Source organism: Rheinheimera maricola, assembly GCF_016918075.2.
Lineage (GTDB): Bacteria > Pseudomonadota > Gammaproteobacteria > Enterobacterales > Alteromonadaceae > Alishewanella > Alishewanella maricola_A.
Genome location: NZ_JAERPS020000004.1, coordinates 303,185 through 320,756, shown reverse-complemented (window position 1 = coordinate 320,756; position 17,572 = coordinate 303,185). Strand labels below are relative to the sequence as shown.

The 17,572-nt window shown below is 48.0% G+C and carries 21 protein-coding genes; 10 read left to right on the top strand and 11 right to left on the bottom strand.

Going from position 1 to position 17,572, the window contains the following annotated elements; all coding sequences use genetic code 11:
* Positions 1-60: 60 nt before the first annotated feature.
* Positions 61-609 carry an oligoribonuclease gene (gene orn, locus I4W93_RS12815; protein WP_205311397.1) on the bottom strand — a complete coding sequence of 183 codons (549 nt, stop codon included), beginning with the start codon at positions 607-609 and terminating at the stop codon, positions 61-63.
* 111 nt (positions 610-720) lie between these two features.
* On the opposite strand from orn, the gene rsgA reads away from it, so the two are divergent.
* The 3 genes from rsgA to I4W93_RS12800 are packed head-to-tail and all read left to right on the top strand — an operon-like array spanning position 721 to position 3,394.
* On the top strand, positions 721-1,755 hold the full coding sequence (rsgA, locus tag I4W93_RS12810) for a small ribosomal subunit biogenesis GTPase RsgA (protein WP_205311398.1): 1,035 nt from the start codon (positions 721-723) through the stop codon (positions 1,753-1,755).
* A gap of 35 nt (positions 1,756-1,790) precedes the next feature.
* Positions 1,791-2,648, top strand: a complete 858-nt coding sequence (gene asd / locus I4W93_RS12805) for an archaetidylserine decarboxylase (RefSeq protein WP_205311399.1) — start codon at positions 1,791-1,793, stop codon at positions 2,646-2,648.
* A gap of 44 nt (positions 2,649-2,692) precedes the next feature.
* A complete protein-coding gene (locus I4W93_RS12800; RefSeq protein ID WP_205311400.1) occupies positions 2,693-3,394 on the top strand; it encodes a glycerophosphodiester phosphodiesterase in 702 nt (233 codons plus the stop codon).
* A gap of 49 nt (positions 3,395-3,443) precedes the next feature.
* Here the strand turns inward: I4W93_RS12800 and I4W93_RS12795 are convergent, their stop codons facing one another.
* A complete protein-coding gene (locus I4W93_RS12795) occupies positions 3,444-3,845 on the bottom strand; it encodes a MerC domain-containing protein (protein ID WP_205311401.1) in 402 nt (133 codons plus the stop codon).
* A gap of 160 nt (positions 3,846-4,005) precedes the next feature.
* On the opposite strand from I4W93_RS12795, the gene priC reads away from it, so the two are divergent.
* Together priC and I4W93_RS12785 are read left to right on the top strand one after the other, a co-directional pair.
* The gene (gene priC / locus I4W93_RS12790) at positions 4,006-4,314 is read left to right on the top strand and encodes a primosomal replication protein PriC (RefSeq protein WP_205311402.1); all 309 of its coding nucleotides are present in this window, start codon (positions 4,006-4,008) and stop codon (positions 4,312-4,314) included.
* 80 nt (positions 4,315-4,394) lie between these two features.
* Positions 4,395-4,664, top strand: coding sequence for a hypothetical protein (locus tag I4W93_RS12785; protein ID WP_205311403.1), 270 nt, complete (start codon positions 4,395-4,397; stop codon positions 4,662-4,664).
* An 11-nt stretch (positions 4,665-4,675) separates the two neighbouring features.
* Here I4W93_RS12785 and I4W93_RS12780 read toward each other — a convergent pair whose 3' ends face one another.
* From I4W93_RS12780 to I4W93_RS12770, 3 genes are all read right to left on the bottom strand, one after another.
* Positions 4,676-5,215 carry a DUF3016 domain-containing protein gene (locus I4W93_RS12780; RefSeq protein ID WP_205311404.1) on the bottom strand — a complete coding sequence of 180 codons (540 nt, stop codon included), beginning with the start codon at positions 5,213-5,215 and terminating at the stop codon, positions 4,676-4,678.
* Positions 5,216-5,436: 221 nt separating this feature from the next.
* Positions 5,437-7,074 carry a chaperonin GroEL gene (groL, locus tag I4W93_RS12775; protein ID WP_205311405.1) on the bottom strand — a complete coding sequence of 546 codons (1,638 nt, stop codon included), beginning with the start codon at positions 7,072-7,074 and terminating at the stop codon, positions 5,437-5,439.
* 48 nt (positions 7,075-7,122) lie between these two features.
* Positions 7,123-7,413 carry a co-chaperone GroES gene (locus tag I4W93_RS12770; RefSeq protein ID WP_205311406.1) on the bottom strand — a complete coding sequence of 97 codons (291 nt, stop codon included), beginning with the start codon at positions 7,411-7,413 and terminating at the stop codon, positions 7,123-7,125.
* A gap of 291 nt (positions 7,414-7,704) precedes the next feature.
* Here I4W93_RS12770 and I4W93_RS12765 point away from each other — a divergent pair, with 291 nt between their 5' ends.
* The 5 genes from I4W93_RS12765 to prmA all read left to right on the top strand — a co-directional run bounded on the left by I4W93_RS12765 (position 7,705) and on the right by prmA (position 12,978).
* Positions 7,705-9,477 (top strand): protein-disulfide reductase DsbD, encoded by a 1,773-nt coding sequence (locus tag I4W93_RS12765; protein WP_205311407.1) that lies wholly within the window; start codon positions 7,705-7,707, stop codon positions 9,475-9,477.
* A gap of 233 nt (positions 9,478-9,710) precedes the next feature.
* The gene (gene aroQ, locus I4W93_RS12760) at positions 9,711-10,169 is read left to right on the top strand and encodes a type II 3-dehydroquinate dehydratase (RefSeq protein WP_205311408.1); all 459 of its coding nucleotides are present in this window, start codon (positions 9,711-9,713) and stop codon (positions 10,167-10,169) included.
* Between the two features lie 20 nt (positions 10,170-10,189).
* Complete coding sequence (gene accB, locus I4W93_RS12755) at positions 10,190-10,654, top strand: acetyl-CoA carboxylase biotin carboxyl carrier protein (protein ID WP_205311409.1); 465 nt, start codon at positions 10,190-10,192, stop codon at positions 10,652-10,654.
* Positions 10,655-10,670: 16 nt separating this feature from the next.
* Positions 10,671-12,014 carry an acetyl-CoA carboxylase biotin carboxylase subunit gene (gene accC / locus I4W93_RS12750; RefSeq protein ID WP_205311410.1) on the top strand — a complete coding sequence of 448 codons (1,344 nt, stop codon included), beginning with the start codon at positions 10,671-10,673 and terminating at the stop codon, positions 12,012-12,014.
* Positions 12,015-12,093: 79 nt separating this feature from the next.
* Positions 12,094-12,978 (top strand): 50S ribosomal protein L11 methyltransferase, encoded by an 885-nt coding sequence (gene prmA, locus I4W93_RS12745; protein WP_205311411.1) that lies wholly within the window; start codon positions 12,094-12,096, stop codon positions 12,976-12,978.
* Positions 12,979-12,984: 6 nt separating this feature from the next.
* On the opposite strand, the gene I4W93_RS12740 is transcribed toward prmA, so the two are convergent.
* From I4W93_RS12740 to I4W93_RS12715, 6 genes are all read right to left on the bottom strand, one after another.
* The gene (locus I4W93_RS12740) at positions 12,985-13,467 is read right to left on the bottom strand and encodes a GGDEF domain-containing protein (protein ID WP_205311412.1); all 483 of its coding nucleotides are present in this window, start codon (positions 13,465-13,467) and stop codon (positions 12,985-12,987) included.
* Between the two features lie 104 nt (positions 13,468-13,571).
* Positions 13,572-14,222, bottom strand: a complete 651-nt coding sequence (gene lepB / locus I4W93_RS12735; protein WP_205311413.1) for a signal peptidase I — start codon at positions 14,220-14,222, stop codon at positions 13,572-13,574.
* Positions 14,223-14,309: 87 nt separating this feature from the next.
* Positions 14,310-14,960 (bottom strand): F0F1 ATP synthase subunit gamma, encoded by a 651-nt coding sequence (locus I4W93_RS12730; RefSeq protein WP_368735633.1) that lies wholly within the window; start codon positions 14,958-14,960, stop codon positions 14,310-14,312.
* A gap of 15 nt (positions 14,961-14,975) precedes the next feature.
* Complete coding sequence (locus tag I4W93_RS12725) at positions 14,976-15,191, bottom strand: F0F1 ATP synthase subunit gamma (protein WP_224673427.1); 216 nt, start codon at positions 15,189-15,191, stop codon at positions 14,976-14,978.
* Complete coding sequence (locus I4W93_RS12720; RefSeq protein WP_205311414.1) at positions 15,184-16,743, bottom strand: alternate F1F0 ATPase, F1 subunit alpha; 1,560 nt, start codon at positions 16,741-16,743, stop codon at positions 15,184-15,186. The genes I4W93_RS12725 and I4W93_RS12720 overlap by 8 nt, the downstream gene beginning before the upstream one ends.
* Positions 16,727-17,569 (bottom strand): F0F1 ATP synthase subunit B family protein, encoded by an 843-nt coding sequence (locus I4W93_RS12715; protein WP_205311415.1) that lies wholly within the window; start codon positions 17,567-17,569, stop codon positions 16,727-16,729. The genes I4W93_RS12720 and I4W93_RS12715 overlap by 17 nt, the downstream gene beginning before the upstream one ends.
* Positions 17,570-17,572: the final 3 nt, after the last annotated feature.

The window sequence follows — 17,572 nt, the reverse complement described above, 5'->3', positions numbered from 1 at the left end:
CTAACGAAGCGTCGTGATGGCGCGCATTTTACAAAATTAGTCGGCCGTTGCAAGTGTTTTTTACGGTAATTTGAAAAAATGCGTGCGATAGGTTACTAATTCAGCAATTGACTCCCGAATATCGTCCAGCGCTAAGTGACTGCCGGCTTTTTGTACTTGTTTCAGCACATCTGGATGCCAACGTCGCGCCAACTCTTTTACCGTGCTGACATCTAAATTACGGTAGTGAAAAAACGCCTCCAATGCCGGCGCATATTCCGCCAGAAAACGCCGGTCCTGACCAATACTATTACCACACATTGGTGATTTACCTTTGGCCACATACTGGCTCAAAAAGGCGATAGTTTGCTGCTCGGCATCAGCCAGTGTGGTAGTGCTGGCGCGACAACGGGCCGTTAAACCACTTTTGCCGTGCTGCTCAACACACCAGGCGCTCATATTATCCAGCACCTCATCGGATTGCTTTATCGCAAACACCGGGCCTTCAGCCAAAATATTTAATTGGCTGTCAGTCACTATCGTAGCCATCTCCAGGATCACATCAGTTTTTGGCTCCAACCCAGTCATTTCCAGATCCAGCCAAATCAAATTATTGTCATTTACACTCATTAAAAGCCCCTAAGTAGTGTGCTGCTTTGTTCATTTACAGAATACGGGTATCATACACGCCCTAAGCTTAGCAGTAATAGCATCCTTTACCTCAGAGCGATAACAACAGCAGTGACGAAGAAAAAGCATCTTACCCAGCGCCAGCAACAACGCATTGTTGACAATGCCGGCAAACGGCTGCGCAGTGCCAAAAACAAAGGTGTCGAATCGGTTGATGACGCCAGCTTTGCGCCGGTCGAATCAGGCCTGGTGTTAAGCCGCTTTGGTCAACACGCTGACGTGGAAGACAGCAACGGCGACGTTATTCGCTGCAACATGCGCCGCTCTGTTGCATCACTGGTTACCGGTGATCGCGTGGTGTGGCGTCGATCGCTACAACCGACTGGCGGCGTTGATGGTGTCATTGATGCCGTAGAAGAGCGCACGTCAGTGCTGTTGCGGCCAGATTTTTACGACGGCTTAAAGCCGGTAGCGGCCAACATTGAGTTAATGATTATTGTTTCTGCGGTGTTACCGGCATTGTCGCTAAACATTATCGACCGCTATTTAGTTGCTGCGGAAATGACTGGCATCAAGCCTTTGCTGGTAATTAACAAGGTTGATTTACTCAGCAGCGAAGAATTGGCAGAAACAGAGCAACAATTGGCGCTGTATCGTAAACTTGGTTATGACTTCTTAGCGGTCAGCGCTAAAAGCGGCATGGGTATGCAGCAGCTGCTAGATTATTTACACAGTGGTACCAGTATTTTTGTCGGCCAGTCCGGCGTAGGCAAATCGTCGCTGATGAATAACTTAATGCCGGGGCTTGAAGCGCACACGCAGGAAGTGTCAACTAACTCCGGCTTGGGACAGCATACTACAACGGTATCGCGACTGTATCATTTGCCAGATGGCGGCGATTTAATTGACTCACCCGGTATTCGTGAATTTGCCTTATGGCATTTGACAGCAGAAGAAGTTACTAACGGCTTTACCGAATTTTCGCCCTGGCTTGGTCGCTGCAAATTTCGTGACTGCAAACACATTAGCGACCCAGGTTGTGCCATTATGCATGCAGTACAAAGCGGTGATGTAAGCCAGGAACGTTACGACAGCTATTTAAAAATCCTCGCCAGTATGGCGCAAGACAAACCAAATCATTTTTAACTTTTAACCATGATCAACTTACTACAGAGAGCACAATGGATAATTTAAAAATTACCCTGCAGTACCTAATGCCAAAGCATTTAATTTCACGCCTGGTCGGCAAGCTGGCCGCCGCTAAATTAGGCTGGTTGAGTCACTTTTTAATTAGCCGTTTTATCAAAGCCTACAACATTAATATGGCTGAGGCGCAGTTTGAACGGGCAGAAGACTACGCCAGTTTTAATGAATTTTTTACCAGGCCGTTAAAAGACGGTATCAGGCCACTAGCTACAGAGGACAATATCGTTGCGCATCCGGTAGATGGCTGTATCAGCCAGTTAGGGCCAATAGTGCAAGGCCAGCTGGTGCAGGCAAAGAACCACAGTTACTCACTGCAGGCTCTGCTGGGCGGCGACATCGCTACTGCTGAGCCGTTTATTGGTGGCGAATTTGCTACCATCTACTTGGCACCGAAAGACTATCATCGTATTCATATGCCGCTAACCGGCACCTTACGCCAGATGATTTATGTGCCAGGCGATTTATTTTCAGTAAATCCGTTAACAGCCGAAAACGTGCCTGACTTATTTGCCCGTAACGAGCGCGTGGTCACAATTTTTGACACTGAACTGGGCCCGATGGCGCTGGTATTAGTGGGCGCAACCATCGTTGCCAGCATTGAAACCGTCTGGGCTGGCACCGTTACGCCGCCGGCCGGTAAGAATGTATTCCGCTGGACTTATCCGGCGCAGGGCAAAAATGCCATTACGCTGAAAAAAGGCGCAGAAATGGGCCGCTTTAAGTTGGGTTCAACCGTAGTATTGGCATTCCCTGCCGATAAGCTGCAATTTCTTGAAGAGCAGCAGCCTGGCACAGTAACCCGCATGGGTGCGCCTTTTGCTAAAGTAAACTGACAACGAGGCACACTGCCGGCGTACGCAGACATGGAGAATGCACTATGCAAATCATTGCTCATCGTGGCGCCAGCGGCGACTATCCGGAAAACACCTTACTGGCCATTGAACAGGCCATAGTTCAGGGTGCAGACGCTATAGAAATAGATGTGTTCGCCGTAGATGGCGAACTTATTGTTATTCATGATCATCATCTGGCGCGCACTACCAATGGCAGCGGCAGTATTTATCAATACACTATTGAGCAACTGATGCAATTGGACGCCGGCCGCGGCCAGCGCATTCCAACACTCTGGCAAGTGCTGCAATTGCTAGCGCCAACTTCGTTGTGGCTGAATATCGAGCTTAAAGGCGAAGACACGGTAGCGCCGCTACTAGTTTTACTAGACCAGGCACAGCGCGAGCTGCATTTCGACCCTAACCGCTTGCTGATATCATCTTTTAACCATCACTTGCTGGCAGACCTAAAACGGCAGCAGCCAGATTTACAACTGGGCGCCCTAACCGCCTGCTTAGCTGTCGACTACGCCGCCTTTGCCCAGCAGCTGCAGGCTTACTCTATTAATTGCGATGTCAGCTTTATTAATCAGGCATTTGTTACAGATGCCAAAGCGCGTGGTTTAAACGTGTATGTGTATACCGTCGACCAGGCAGATGATATCGCCAGACTGCAGCAGTATGGTGTGGATGGTATCTTTAGCAACTATCCGGCGAGAAGCAAAGCGCTGTTGACAGATAATAGCTGAACCTTAAAGCAAAAATCCCGCCACGGCGGGATTTTCCTAATAGGTATCGCTAATGCGCGTCTTCACAACTATTGCAGCTGTTACATAGCCGCATATTCATTACGTGGGCTAGCACCACCAAGGATGCACCTACAATAAGCACGGCGTGCTCGTATTCATGGCCCCAGACATCTTTTTGCCAATAAATAAATACGCCTAAGAACAACGAGTAAAATGGATACAGCTTTCGATGATAGCGGTGAAACCCGATAAACAACGCAATAAAACCCAGTACCATTGTTGTTAAAAGCATAATACGCTCAAAGGCGTGATTATGGCCAACGCTTAAGCCCAGCAACGGCAGCACAGGTAAAATGACAGGCAGCAGTATGCAGTGAATGGCGCAAAGCGACGTCACGGTAATACCTACTTTATCAAATACATTTCTTACAATGGCTAACACGTTACTCACTCTAAACGCTAAATTGCGAGGAACGAGATAATATAACAAAACATCATACAAAGAAATGGTCAGCTCTAAAAATAACGTTAAAGCGGATCCGCTTTAAGCGGCTGAAGCATGGCCGGCGTTATGGCATAATAGCGCTACATTTATCAGTAGTAGCCGTTTTATGGACACCTTACTTAATCAACTTGATGACAATTTAAAAGAACTGTATCGCAAAGCGCTGGATGCCGATGCTTTGTTAGATAGTCTGCAACAACAGGGCCAGGCCAAGCATCAGCGCATTTTTGCCGATAACACGCTGTTCCAGGCGTCGAGCAACCGCTTTATGCCGTACCTGGGCGAAACAGCAGAGCAGATAGCTGCTATGCGGCAAAGCCAGCAGTTTAACACCGCCACATTAGAGCGGGTTGTTAAGCAACTGAAACAACTGCATCAAACTTTAGCGAGTTTCCGCGCTGTTATAACAAAATAAAATAAGGCAACTTTATTGTTCACAAAATAATCTAATGCTGGCTACCGGCTCCACTACGCTATAGCTAAATGGAGGTCGGTATGTCGGTAATAGGCAATTACGTGAACAGCGTTAATCAAATAACGGCAGATATTGGCCGGCAGTTCAGCACAAGTGTTGAATCAGCCGCGCCGGCTATCAGCAGCACGCTAGCGTCAACAGCTGTTGCAAAGGCAGCAACAGAAACGCAAGCCGAAAGCGAGCGCGACTTCGTCAGGGTAACTAGCAGCATCGGTAAGGTTGCATCTACCGGTCAGTTGAGCCGGCAGGAAGCCGTCGATATTTACCGGCAAATTGCCAGTTTTCTGTAGCAAACAGCCTTTTAAGGCGTTGGCCCGCTTACTTTAGGCAGCGACTGGGCATACTGCTCTACTTTAGGCTGTAACTCTTTTTTGAACCAATCCTGCAACATTTGTTTTTCGTAACGAAACTCTTCATTACTGTTGCTAGACCGCAACTGTTGCATAAAGCTCATATCACGCAGCTTTTCTTCACCGTTAGCAACTTCTTCGCCATGCTTGTCACGCAGTACGTAATTAAATTTGATTGCAGGTGAATATATATCTTTAACAATACGCAATGCGTTGCCTGCGCCACCGGCAAAATAGTCTACATCACCAGCTAAATCGATATCAGTTACCGTAATGTCCCATTGGTAACCTTGCGGCAAGTCAGATGCCATATCGGTAAAAAAGCCTTCAAACTTTTTTATCACTCTGGCGCGATATGCTTTGCGATTGTCATTAGCAGGGCGGATATCGGTGAATTTTTCCGGTTCCTGCCACGTAACTTTCACCTCACCAGCTTGCACCGCTGTGGTAGCTAACACGGTTAAACCACACAACAATAATATTTTACGCATTGTCAGTCTCCTACTTCAATTGCCACTTTATCCGCCATCAACATTAAAACCAGCCGATGGTGTTAAGTTTAGTGAATTAACTAACTATAGCGCTATTGCATGAGCGTTAGCTGAACTGTTTTGTATAAAAATGTAGCCAGCCAAGACATATTGCCTGGCAGAAAAAGCAAAACCCCAGCTTTTATCTGGGGTTTTGTAGTAAGTGGCCACTTACATAGGGTTTACATCATGCCGCCCATGCCACCCATGCCGCCCATATCAGGCATTGCAGGAGCATCAGACTTTGGTAACTCAGTTACCATGGCTTCAGTAGTAATCATCAACGAACCAACCGATGCCGCAAACTGCAGTGCAGAACGGGTTACTTTGGTTGGGTCCAGAATACCCATTTCCAGCATGTCACCGTAAACACCGGTAGCCGCATTGTAACCGTAGTTACCGTTGCCAGCTTTAACGTTGTTTACTACCACTGATGGCTCTTCACCGGCGTTATCAACGATTTGACGCAGCGGTGATTCCATTGCACGCAGCGCAATTTTAATACCGTGATTCTGATCTTCGTTAATACCACGCAAGTCAACCAGTTTGGCCGCTACACGCACCAGCGCCACACCACCGCCAGGCACCACACCTTCTTCTACCGCTGCACGGGTTGCGTGCAGTGCATCTTCAACGCGGGCTTTCTTCTCTTTCATTTCAATTTCAGTAGAAGCACCAACTTTGATTACCGCAACACCGCCAGCCAGCTTGGCCAAACGCTCTTGCAGTTTTTCTTTGTCATAATCTGAAGTAGCGTCTTCCATCTGTTGACGAATTTGCTTCACACGACCGTCAATTGCACCTTGCTCGCCTGCGCCATCAATGATGGTGGTATTGTCTTTGGTGATCACAACACGCTTAGCAGTACCTAATTCTTCCAGGCCGGCTTTTTCCAGTTCCATGCCAATTTCTTCAGAAATTACTGTACCACCGGTCAGTGTAGCAATATCTTGCAACATGGCTTTACGACGGTCGCCGAAGCCTGGCGCTTTAACCGCTGAGATTTTCACGATACCGCGCATGTTGTTCACTACCAACGTTGCTAAGGCTTCACCTTCTACGTCTTCAGCGATGATCAATAGTGGCTTGCCAGATTTAGCCACACCTTCTAGTATCGGCAATAATTCACGGATATTAGAAATTTTCTTATCAACGGTTAGGATGTATGGGTTGTCCAGTTCTACCTGGCCAGCTTCCTGATTGTTGATGAAATAGGGTGATAAGTAACCACGATCAAACTGCATACCTTCAACCACGTCCAGCTCGTTGGCTAAACCCTGGCCTTCTTCAACAGTAATTACGCCTTCTTTACCCACTTTGTCCATGGCGTTGGCGATGATCTGACCGATTTCATCATCTGAGTTGGCAGAAATAGTACCAACCTGGGCAATGGCTTTGCTGTCGGCACAAGGCTGAGATAATAATTTCAACTCGGCCACTGCAGCAATAACCGCTTTGTCGATACCGCGCTTTAAATCCATCGGGTTCATGCCCGCAGCAACGGCTTTAACACCCTCGTTAATGATGTTTTGCGCTAATACCGTAGCGGTAGTGGTACCGTCACCGGCTTCATCATTGGCTTTAGAGGCAACCTCTTTAACCATTTGCGCGCCCATGTTTTCGAACTTGTCTTCCAGCTCAATTTCTTTTGCTACTGATACACCATCTTTAGTGATCATCGGTGCGCCGAACGACTTGTCCAAAATAACGTTACGGCCTTTCGGGCCTAAAGTTACGCGTACAGCGTTTGCTAAAATATTAACGCCTTTGAGCATTTTGTTGCGGGCTTCATCGCCAAAACGTACGTCTTTTGCAGCCATTTTATTAATCCTTAAATTCTGTTAATCGGGGAAAGTTTTACCGGAGAATTAATCCAGAATTACACCTAAAATATTGTCTTCTTTGGTGATAACATATTCTTGACCGTCTATTTTCTCGGTGCGCTCTACGTAGGCACCAAACAGTACCTTGTCACCCACTTTAACGTCTAACGGCTTAACATCACCGTTATCTAACACGCGGCCTAAGCCAACTGCGACCACTTCACCACGGCTAGATTTTTCCGCTGAAGCGCCAGTCAACACGATGCCACCTGCTGATTTACTCTCAGCTTCTAAACGTTTAATGATGACACGATCATGTAAAGGACGAATATTCATGCTCTATCTCCTAAAGCTATTTTGTGTTTTAACATGGGTGTTAAATTGTCTGGTCGGTATATGGGGTAAGACGGAAAAAAATCCAAGGGGTAATTTGAAAATTTCTTAATTTGTGCTTAAGCCACAACAGCTATTTTATTGCAGACTGAAATAGACTGCGTCTGGCACTGGTCTGTAGCACTGTGCACTTAGTCGCATAGCTAAAACCGGCTGGTCGCTATCGTCGTATAGCACAGTCATGTTAGTGTAACGCCAAAACCACGCACGGCGTTTTTAAGGAAGTATAAGCTGATGTTTAAAGTGTTTTTATTGCCATTTCTTTTCTGGTGCACCCTGTTTACGTCGCCATCGCAGGCACAACAGAGTTCGGTGCTCGACAGTTTGCTACAAGCTGATGATAAATTTCTACCTGTTGAACAGGCGTTTGTATTTGATTTTGTGCAACGTGAGGATGAGCTGATAGTCAGCTGGACCATCGCCGATGGCTATTATCTATATAAGGACAAAATCAAACTTGGTGGTATAGCGGTTAGTTTCTCCCATCCAACCTACCCAGCAAGCATGACAATAGAAGATGAATTTTTCGGCGTGACCGATGTTTATTTTCATCAGTTGAAGCTGCGTATTCCGCTTACCGACGTAAGTGAAGATGCAGTATTTAAAATCCAGTATATGGGCTGTGCCGAGGCAGGTTTGTGCTATCCGCCGGTTACCAAAGAGCTACCGATATTACCACTTAAAACCGATAATGCTGCAGACACTACCACAGCAGAAATCAGTGGTAACACATTGGTATCAAGCCAGAATACCCTGGCAGCAAAGCTTAGCGATGGTGCAAGTTTAGCAACCCTGGCTGGCTTTTTCTTACTTGGCTTAGGCTTAGCATTTACGCCCTGTGTGTTTCCAATGTACCCCATTTTAACCAGTATTATTGTTGGCCAGGGTAAGCAGTTATCCAGCAAACGTGCCTTTACACTGTCGTTTTCTTATGTCCAGGGTATGGCTATTACCTATTCATTGCTGGGTCTGGTTGTTGCCAGCCTGGGCGTGAAATTTCAAGGCTATATGCAGCACCCGGCAGTGTTAATTGTTGCCAGTGTTATTTTTGTCTTACTGGCATTAGCCATGTTTGGCGTGTTTAATCTGAGCCTGCCCTCCAGCTGGCAGGAAAAAATCAGCAAGGTTAGCAACAACCAGCAAGGTGGCTCACACAAAGGTGCCTTTACCATGGGTGCGCTATCCGGCCTTATTGCCTCCCCTTGCACTACCGCGCCGTTATCAGCAGCCCTGCTCTATGTGGCTCAAAGCGGCGATTTAGTGCTAGGTGCTATCACTTTGTATATTCTCAGCCTCGGCATGGGTCTGCCATTGCTGCTGTTGGGCAGCTCAGGCGGTAAATTACTGCCCAAAGCCGGTAACTGGATGAATGCGGTAAAAACCACGTTTGGTTTCCTGCTGTTAGCGGTGCCGCTGATTTTACTCGAGCGCATGCTGCCGTTTAGTTATGTGCTGGCCGCGGGCAGCATTTTGCTGCTGTGTTTTGTAGTTTACCTTTATCGCACCCTGTTTAGCCTACAAAGTGCTACAGCCAAAGCCAGCGTGTTAATTGCTGGCCAGCTACTGCTGATTGGCGCCGTGTTACTGAACGTGCGCTACTGGTGGCCAAGCTCAGCAACCCCAGCAACGGTGGCGGGCGTAACACAGCAACAAGGCTTTGAATTAGTCAGCACACTGGACGAACTTAAACAGAAAATTGCTGACAGCAACGGGCGCTACACGCTGGTTGATCTTTATGCTGAGTGGTGTATCGCGTGTAAAGAGTTTGAACACCTGACCTTTCCTAAAGCCGAAGTACAAGCACAGATGCAAACTATGCAGTTAATAAAGGTTGATGTGACGAAGATGACGCGTAAAGATCAGGCCTTACTGGATAACTATCAGGTACTGGGGCTGCCCACACTATTGTTTTTTAGTCCAGAGGCTGAAGAGCTTAGCAGTGCCCGCGTCACCGGTTTTATGAATGCTACAGAGTTTGCCGCGCACCTCAAACAGCTGCAACAATAACTTTATCCAACCTTCAGCCGGCGGCGCTTTCTGACAGCGCCGCCTACTGCCAGCTACACTCTGGCTGATAAGACCAGTATTTTGCTGCCATTTGTCACGATTTCACTATAATAAGGCGCTATCGTTAAGCCAATGCCGCTGTTAATGACCTATTTTAGTCAAACAGATGCAATTACCACTTAGCTTTGGCAAGATAGTGCCGGATCACAACAAATAGCGGGAATAACGCACAAATGGCGGCAACTTATCGAATTTTAGTTCTAAATGGCCCTAATCTAAATATGTTGGGCGTGCGTGAGCCCGCAGTGTATGGCGCCGCCACGCTGGATAATATTATTACCGACCTGACGGAACAGGCCGCAGCGAAAAGTGTCGAACTGACGCACATACAATCGAACGCTGAGCACGAATTGGTAACGGCTATTCAACAGAGTCTGGGTAAGCAGGATTATATTCTGATTAATCCCGCGGCATTTACTCATACCAGCGTCGCTATTCGTGACGCGCTGCTGGCGGTGGCAATACCGTTTATTGAAGTACATTTATCTAATGTACATGCGCGCGAGAATTTTCGCCGCCACTCGTATTTAGCTGATATCGCCAAAGGGGTGATCTGCGGTCTGGGGGCCAAAGGTTATCACTACGCTCTTGATGCGGCGGTAACAGCACTACAAACAACCAAACAGTTATAACTAAATCAGGCTAAAAAGACATGGATATTAGAAAGATTAAAAAATTGATCGAGCTGTTAGAAGAGTCAGGCATTAACGAGCTTGAGATCACCGAAGGTGAAGAATCAGTGCGTATTAGCCGCAATGGCCCGGCACAACACTATGCGCCAATGCAGCACTACGCTCCGGCACCACAGCAGTATGCTCCGGCTCCTGCTGCCGCGCCTGCCGCTGCCGCTGCACCAACGGTAGACGCACCTAAAGCTATTAGTGGTCATGTGGTAAAATCACCGATGGTAGGCTCATTCTATCGCGCTGCATCTCCCACGGCTAAAGCCTTCGTTGAAGTTGGCCAGAGCGTAAAAGTCGGTGACACGCTGTGTATTATTGAAGCAATGAAAATGATGAACCAAATCCAGTCTGACAAGGCTGGTGTGGTTAAAGAAATTCTGGCAGAGAATGGCGATGCCATCGAATTTGACCAGCCTCTGTTCGTGATTGAATAACGCAAAAGGCAGACTGATGCTAGAAAAAGTACTGATTGCCAACCGCGGCGAGATTGCACTGCGCATCTTGCGCGCTTGTAAAGAACTGGGCATTAAAACGGTGGCGGTGCACTCCACAGTAGACCGCAATTTAAAACATGTGCTGCTGGCAGATGAAACTATTTGTATTGGCCCGGCACCCTCACCACAAAGCTATTTAAATATTCCGGCGTTAATTGCCGCAGCGGAAGTGACCAATGCGCAGGCTATTCACCCGGGTTACGGCTTTTTAGCCGAGCGCGCCGACTTTGCCCAACAGGTAGAAGAAAGCGGCCTGGTATTTATTGGCCCGCACCCGGATTCTATCCGTTTAATGGGTGATAAAGTCAGTGCCATTGAAGCGATGAAAAAAGCCGGTGTACCTTGCGTACCAGGTTCTGACGGCGCTGTCGGTGATGATGCTGCGACCAACAAAGTGATAGCTAAACGTATTGGTTATCCGATAATCGTTAAAGCTGCTGGCGGCGGCGGTGGTCGTGGTATGCGTGTGGTTCGCAGCGAAGAAGAATTGGTTAGCTCTATTGAAATGACCAAAGCTGAAGCTAAAGCGGCCTTTGGTAATGACATGGTATACATGGAGAAATTCCTGGAGAACCCACGTCATATCGAAATTCAGGTGTTAGCTGACGGTCAGGGCAACGCTATCCATTTGGGTGAACGCGACTGTTCGATGCAGCGCCGCCACCAGAAAGTGGTAGAAGAAGCGCCAGCACCGGGCATTACGCCAGAGCTACGCGCCTTTATCGGTGGCCGTTGTGTTGATGCTTGTAAGGTAATGAATTACCGCGGTGCCGGTACCTTTGAGTTTCTGTTTGAAAACGGCGAGTTCTTCTTTATTGAAATGAACACCCGTATTCAGGTAGAGCATCCGGTGACCGAGATGATCAGCGGCGTCGACTTAATTAAAGAACAGCTTCGTGTCGCCTCAGGTATGCCGCTAACTATTAAGCAGGAAGACATTGTTATTCGCGGTCATGCCGTGGAATGCCGTATCAATGCTGAAGATCCGAAAACCTTTATGCCATCACCGGGAAAGATCACCCGCTTCCATCCGCCTGGTGGTAACGGCATTCGCTGGGATTCGCATATTTACGCCGATTACAGCGTACCGCCGAACTATGATTCCATGGTCGGTAAGCTCATTACTTACGGTGAGACGCGCGATATCGCCATCGCTCGGATGCGTAATGCGCTGGACGAGTTGCTGGTAGAAGGCATTAAAACCAACATCCCACTACATAAAGACATTATGCGTGATGAAGGTTTTTGCAAAGGCGGCACCAATATTCACTACCTGGAGCATAAACTAGGTATTAAGTAACTTAGTAAGCTACAGATTAAAGGCCGCATTTGCGGCCTTTTTGCTATAATGCGGCAAATTTTTGTAAGCGAGACTGATTATGCCCTGGATCCAACTGCGCATTAGCACCACTGAAGAAAAAGCCGAGCAGGTTAGCGATATGCTAAGTGGCTGGGGCGCCCAAGCAGTAAGCTTTGTTGATGCGCACGACACCCCTATTTACGAACCGATGCCAGGCGAAGTGATCTACTGGACCAATACAGTAGTGGTGGGGTTATTCGACGCTGAACATCCAATGGATAAAGTGATTCAGCAACTAAAGCAGGTGGCGTTTTTTAAAGGCCAACCAGATTACAAACTAGAGCAGTTGGAAGATAAAGACTGGGAACGTGAATGGATGGATAACTTTCATCCGATCAAGTTCGGCAACCGGCTATGGGTTTGCCCCAGCTGGCGTGATATTCCAGACCCGGCAGCAGTCAATGTCATGCTAGACCCCGGTTTAGCTTTTGGTACCGGCACCCACCCTACTACAGCGCTTTGCATGCAATGGCTGGATGCCACTATTCAACCAGAGCAAACCGTAGTCGACTTTGGCTGTGGCTCGGGCATTTTGGGCATAGCCGCATTAAAACTGGGTGCAAAACGGGTTGTGGGTGTCGATATTGACCCACAAGCTATTGAAGCCAGCACAGCCAATGCCAAGCGAAATCAAGTTGAAGGACAGATAGAGCTGTATTTACCGCAAAATCAGCCAAAAGACTTTCAGGCAGACGTCGTGGTGGCTAACATTCTGGCCGGTCCCTTGGCTGAGCTAAAAAACATTATTAGTGCTTATGTAAAACCCGGCGGCAAACTGGCGTTATCGGGCATATTGGAGAGCCAGGCGCAAAGCGTTATTGACGCTTATAGCGACGAGTTCAGCTTTGACCCTATCGCCGTACAAGATGAATGGGTGCGCCTGAGCGCAACAAAACATCAATAATATTTTTCAATAACGGCGTGCTGTAGCGCGCCGTTTTTTATCACGGTACATCTCTTCATCTGCCCGCTTTAGTACATGGCTTATTTTCTCACCTGGCTCGGCAATCACTATGCCGACACTGCCACCTTTATAGTGCAGTAACGTATCTGCAATATCAAAACGGCCCTCAGTGCTGTTAAAAATCTGCTCACGCAGAGCCTCGGCAGCATGCGTAATATCATTACCCGTTAACAAACCAAAAACAACAAACTCATCACCGCCAACACGGGCAATAAAGTCACCTTCCCGACGGCCTTTTTTTAAGTTGGCGGTTATCGCTAATAACAATCGATCACCTGCATCATGGCCATACTGATCGTTAATCGTTTTGAAGTTATCTAAATCAATGTAGGCTACAAAGATTGCGCTGCCACTGCGCTGGCTATTTGCTAACTGTACACGTCTGTAAGCACTGCTATTAAAGCTAACACCACTTTTTAGCGCTGGCAAACCTAACTTTTATAGGCAAGTGGCTGCTTATAAAGCCCAGGTAAGATCTGTTATTTACAGCAATACGCCAGACAACAAAAAGTAGTGTCACCTAATATAATCTACTATAACGCAGCGAAAAAACGCTCACTGCGAGGTAAGAAGTAGTTATCGTAATCCAGTGAAAACAGCACCGTACTGGCTCGGCCAACAATCTCGTTGCGCGGCACGAAACCAATTACCCTGGAATCTGCGCTATTATCGCGATTATCGCCCAATACCAAGTAACTGTTGTCGGGCACGGTTACCGCATTAAAGCTGTCACGGCCGGTAGAAAATGGCGCTAATTTCACCTGATGCGTAATCGCGTCCAACTGTTCGGTTAACACCATCGCGTTATCGGCAACTGCAGTTTGTACGGCATAGTCTAAACGTTTGCCATTGATGCTAAGCACATTGTTATGCATTGCAACCACATCGCCGGGTACACCAATAACCCGCTTAACCAAGCGATCACCTGCCACTTCAGACATAAAAATAACAATGTCACCACGCATAGGATCGGCACGTTTAAATAATGATTTAGTGGTAAAGGGTACTCGCAGATCGTAGGCCATTTTATTCACTAAAAGACGATCGCCAATTTGAATAGTCGGCTGCATTGAGCCAGTTGGTACATCGTTCCAATCCGCTACTGCACTTCTGAACACAAACATACAACACAAAAATACGATAATGCCGCAGTTTTCCCGCCATAGTTGTTGTAATTTTTTCATGCCTTACTCCATTAAGTTAACAGCAACTACGACCATAGCATTAGCATTCGGTTCCTCGGGCTATAACAATTTGCCGTTACCTTCATTTTACTCACGCAGGGCTTCAAAGCCCGAGAGCACATCAAACAATTCCTCGTCGATATCGCTTTGACGAAGACGATGAAAAGTTTGCTTTAATTGTGCTTGTAGCTCGTCGATATTCTTCTCTGCCCGCTGCATTGCCGCCAAACGGCTGGCATTCTCACTGGCCAGCGACTCAGCACAAGCTCGGTACAGGCTGACAAAAAGAAACTCCCTAACCAGTGCTTTGAGTGTTCGCTCCTTGCTAAACACCACCTCGGGTAGCATTGGGGTTGGCCATTTCTTGCTGACAAGGCCGCGTTGCCAGCCGTAGTCTAAAGGCAGCAGTTGCTGCGATACCGCAGAATAGATGGAACCCGACTTAGGACGATGATGAAAAACATACACTTTGCCTATCTTGCCTTGATCTCGTTGTGTATCCACCTCTAACAGGATTTGGCCAACCAGCGCCGTTATGGCATTAATTGAGCCGGGTAATAAAAAGTCAGCCAATGGTAATAGTTGTACTTCTGCCAGGCGTGAGCGTAACCGTTCTCCTACCGACCAGACTACTTTTTCACCCGGTAAAGAAGCCAGTGTTTTGGCGACGAAATCAACCATAGCCTCGTTAAATTGGCCTACCAGCCCCTGATCAGAACCAAATACAATAACACCAATAGCCGTGTTGGCACGCTACGGCATCGCTGCCGTATAATGCATTAGCGGTTGCTGCGCCAGGCAAGCCCGTAATCCTAATTGCACCGTATCGTAATAGGTGTCTAAGGACCGCACGGCATGTTCGTACTGGCCAATACCTGATGCGGCCATGGCTTTCATGGTGCGCACCACCGATTGCAGCTCTGTGGCGCTGGCGATGCTGTGCCGCAAGCTGGCAATGCTGTCACTCACCTGCTGCCTCAGAGCTATCAGCGATGGCGATATAAGGCGCTAGCGCGTCACGTGCCAGCTGCAGCAACGCTGCCCGGTCTGCGTCGGTTAATTTATCGGCACTCTCTAACGTTGCTACCTGTTTATCAGACAGTGCTGCACCCGCGTGGCGAACTGCCAGTTCAGCAGCGGGCATATCCGCTAATGGGATCTCATCAAACAGTTTTTCACTTAACGCCAGCAATACAGTAACTTGCTCTTGCATTGGCACCGGACTGAATTCAGCTTGCATCAGGCAAGCCCGAATACGTCTGCCGTGTTCAATCGTTTTTAACGTGCTGTCATCTAACCTGGCACCAAAACGGGCAAAGCTTTCCAGCTCTTCAAATTGGGCATAAGCCAACTTAAGATTAGCCGCCACGGCTCGGTACGCTGCCCGCTGGGCTTTGCCTCCCACTCGTGACACCGATTTACCCACATCAACCGCGGGCAATACCCCCAGCTCAAACAAGGTTGGCGACAGATAAATTTGCCCATCGGTAATTGAAATAAGGTTGGTTGGAATATAGGCGGAAATATCCTCCGCTTCGGTTTCAATAATCGGCAGAGCGGTTAACGAACCGCCACCGAGCTCAGCATTTAAATGCGTGGCTCGCTCTAACAAGCGCGAATGCAGATAAAAAATATCGCCTGGAAAAGCCTCACGCCCCGGTGGACGGCGCAGCAGCAACGACAGCTCGCGATAGGCTCTGGCATGATGAGTAAGGTCGTCATAAACAATTAATACATCCCGTCCCTGCTGCATAAAGTATTCGGCAATGCTGGTAGCCGCATAGGGCGCAACGTAAGCAAGGCCGGGCGGGTCATTACCTTCGGTTACCACCACAACGGTATAATTAAGGGCACCCTGTTCTTCTAGCCTGGCGATCACTTTCGCCACACCAGAAGCTCGCTGACCAATAGCGCAGTATACGCATAGCACGTTTTGCTCACGCTGATTCAATATGGTATCTAATGCTATGGCGGTTTTGCCGGTTTGCCGATCGCCAAGAATTAATTCACGTTGGCCCCGACCTACCGGGATTAGCGCATCTATGACCTTAATACCGGTTTGCAGCGGCACACTTACCGGCGCGCGGGCCATAATTGCCGGTGACGGGCGTTCTACTGGCAGTCGCTGCGTTGACACCAGGCGGCCTTTACCATCCAAGGGTTGCCCAAGCGGGTTTATCACACGGCCAATCAAGCCATCCCCTGCGGGGACATCAACCAAATGGCCGCGCCGTTCTACCTTGTCGCCAGCTTGCAAATGCCAATAGTCGCCCAGCAATACCACGCCAATTTCGGCTTCATCAATATTAAAAGCAATGCCATAAATATCTCCGGGAAAGCGCAGCATCTCTTCAAAACCAACGCCCGGCAAGCCAGACACTTTGGCAATGCCGGTAGCAATACTGATAATGTGCCCCACCTCATGCAACTGCAGTTGCGGTGTAAACGACTGCCTGGCCTGCTGTAAACCAGCAAAGGTGTCGTTGTAGAGCCTTTGTAATAGGTTAGTCCCGGCTTTCATGGCTATCCTGAATCACCGGTAGCGGCGGTGCTGCGTCAGCGCTAGCTAAGCTGTCGCTTGGTTCGTTTTGCTCAGGTTTTAGTATATCGTTAACACCCTTGCTCATTGCAGTAAGATACTCGGCAATATTCCATGCTATTTTCTGGCCGGTTGCGCTAATTTCAATGCCACAGGCTAATTCTGCATCCTGGCTAAATTCAATGGTAAGCGCATCCCCCAGAATGTCGTTACACGCCGCTGCAATAAGTGCCTGCTGCTCGTCTTGCAACTCAAAAGCAGAACGTACCAGCAAGGTTTGATTTGCCGCTGCAAAACCGGCCTTTAGTGCCGCTTTTTCTTTCTCGCTAAGTGCGCGTAAGCGTGTAATAAACCGGGCGGCAATTTGCGCCTCCAACGAGGTGTCGGCAAGCTCGCTGAGTGCTTTGCGGGAAATGGCAAACACTTCATCTTTTACATAACCACTAAGCTGGTGCTGCAAACTGCGTTGTTCATTTTCCAATGTCTGCGCCAAGCGTTGCTTTAACGCATTAGCTTCAGATTTAATCTCATCCAGCATATGGGCACGATCGGCTTTGGTATCTTGTTCCAGTTGATGCAAACGGGCTGATTTTTGCTGTTCAAAAGCGGTATTTTTTTGCTCGTAGTCTTGGCGTAATTGTTCTGCTTCACTTTTTTCCGCTTTAGCACTTGCCAGCTCATCAGCAATGCGTTTTTCACGCGCATCAATGGCGTCCAAAATAGGCTGGTACAAAAAGCGCTTAAGTAGCCATGCCAGCAGCAAAAAGTTGATCAGTTGCGCTCCAACGGTAAACCAGTCGATTAACATGGC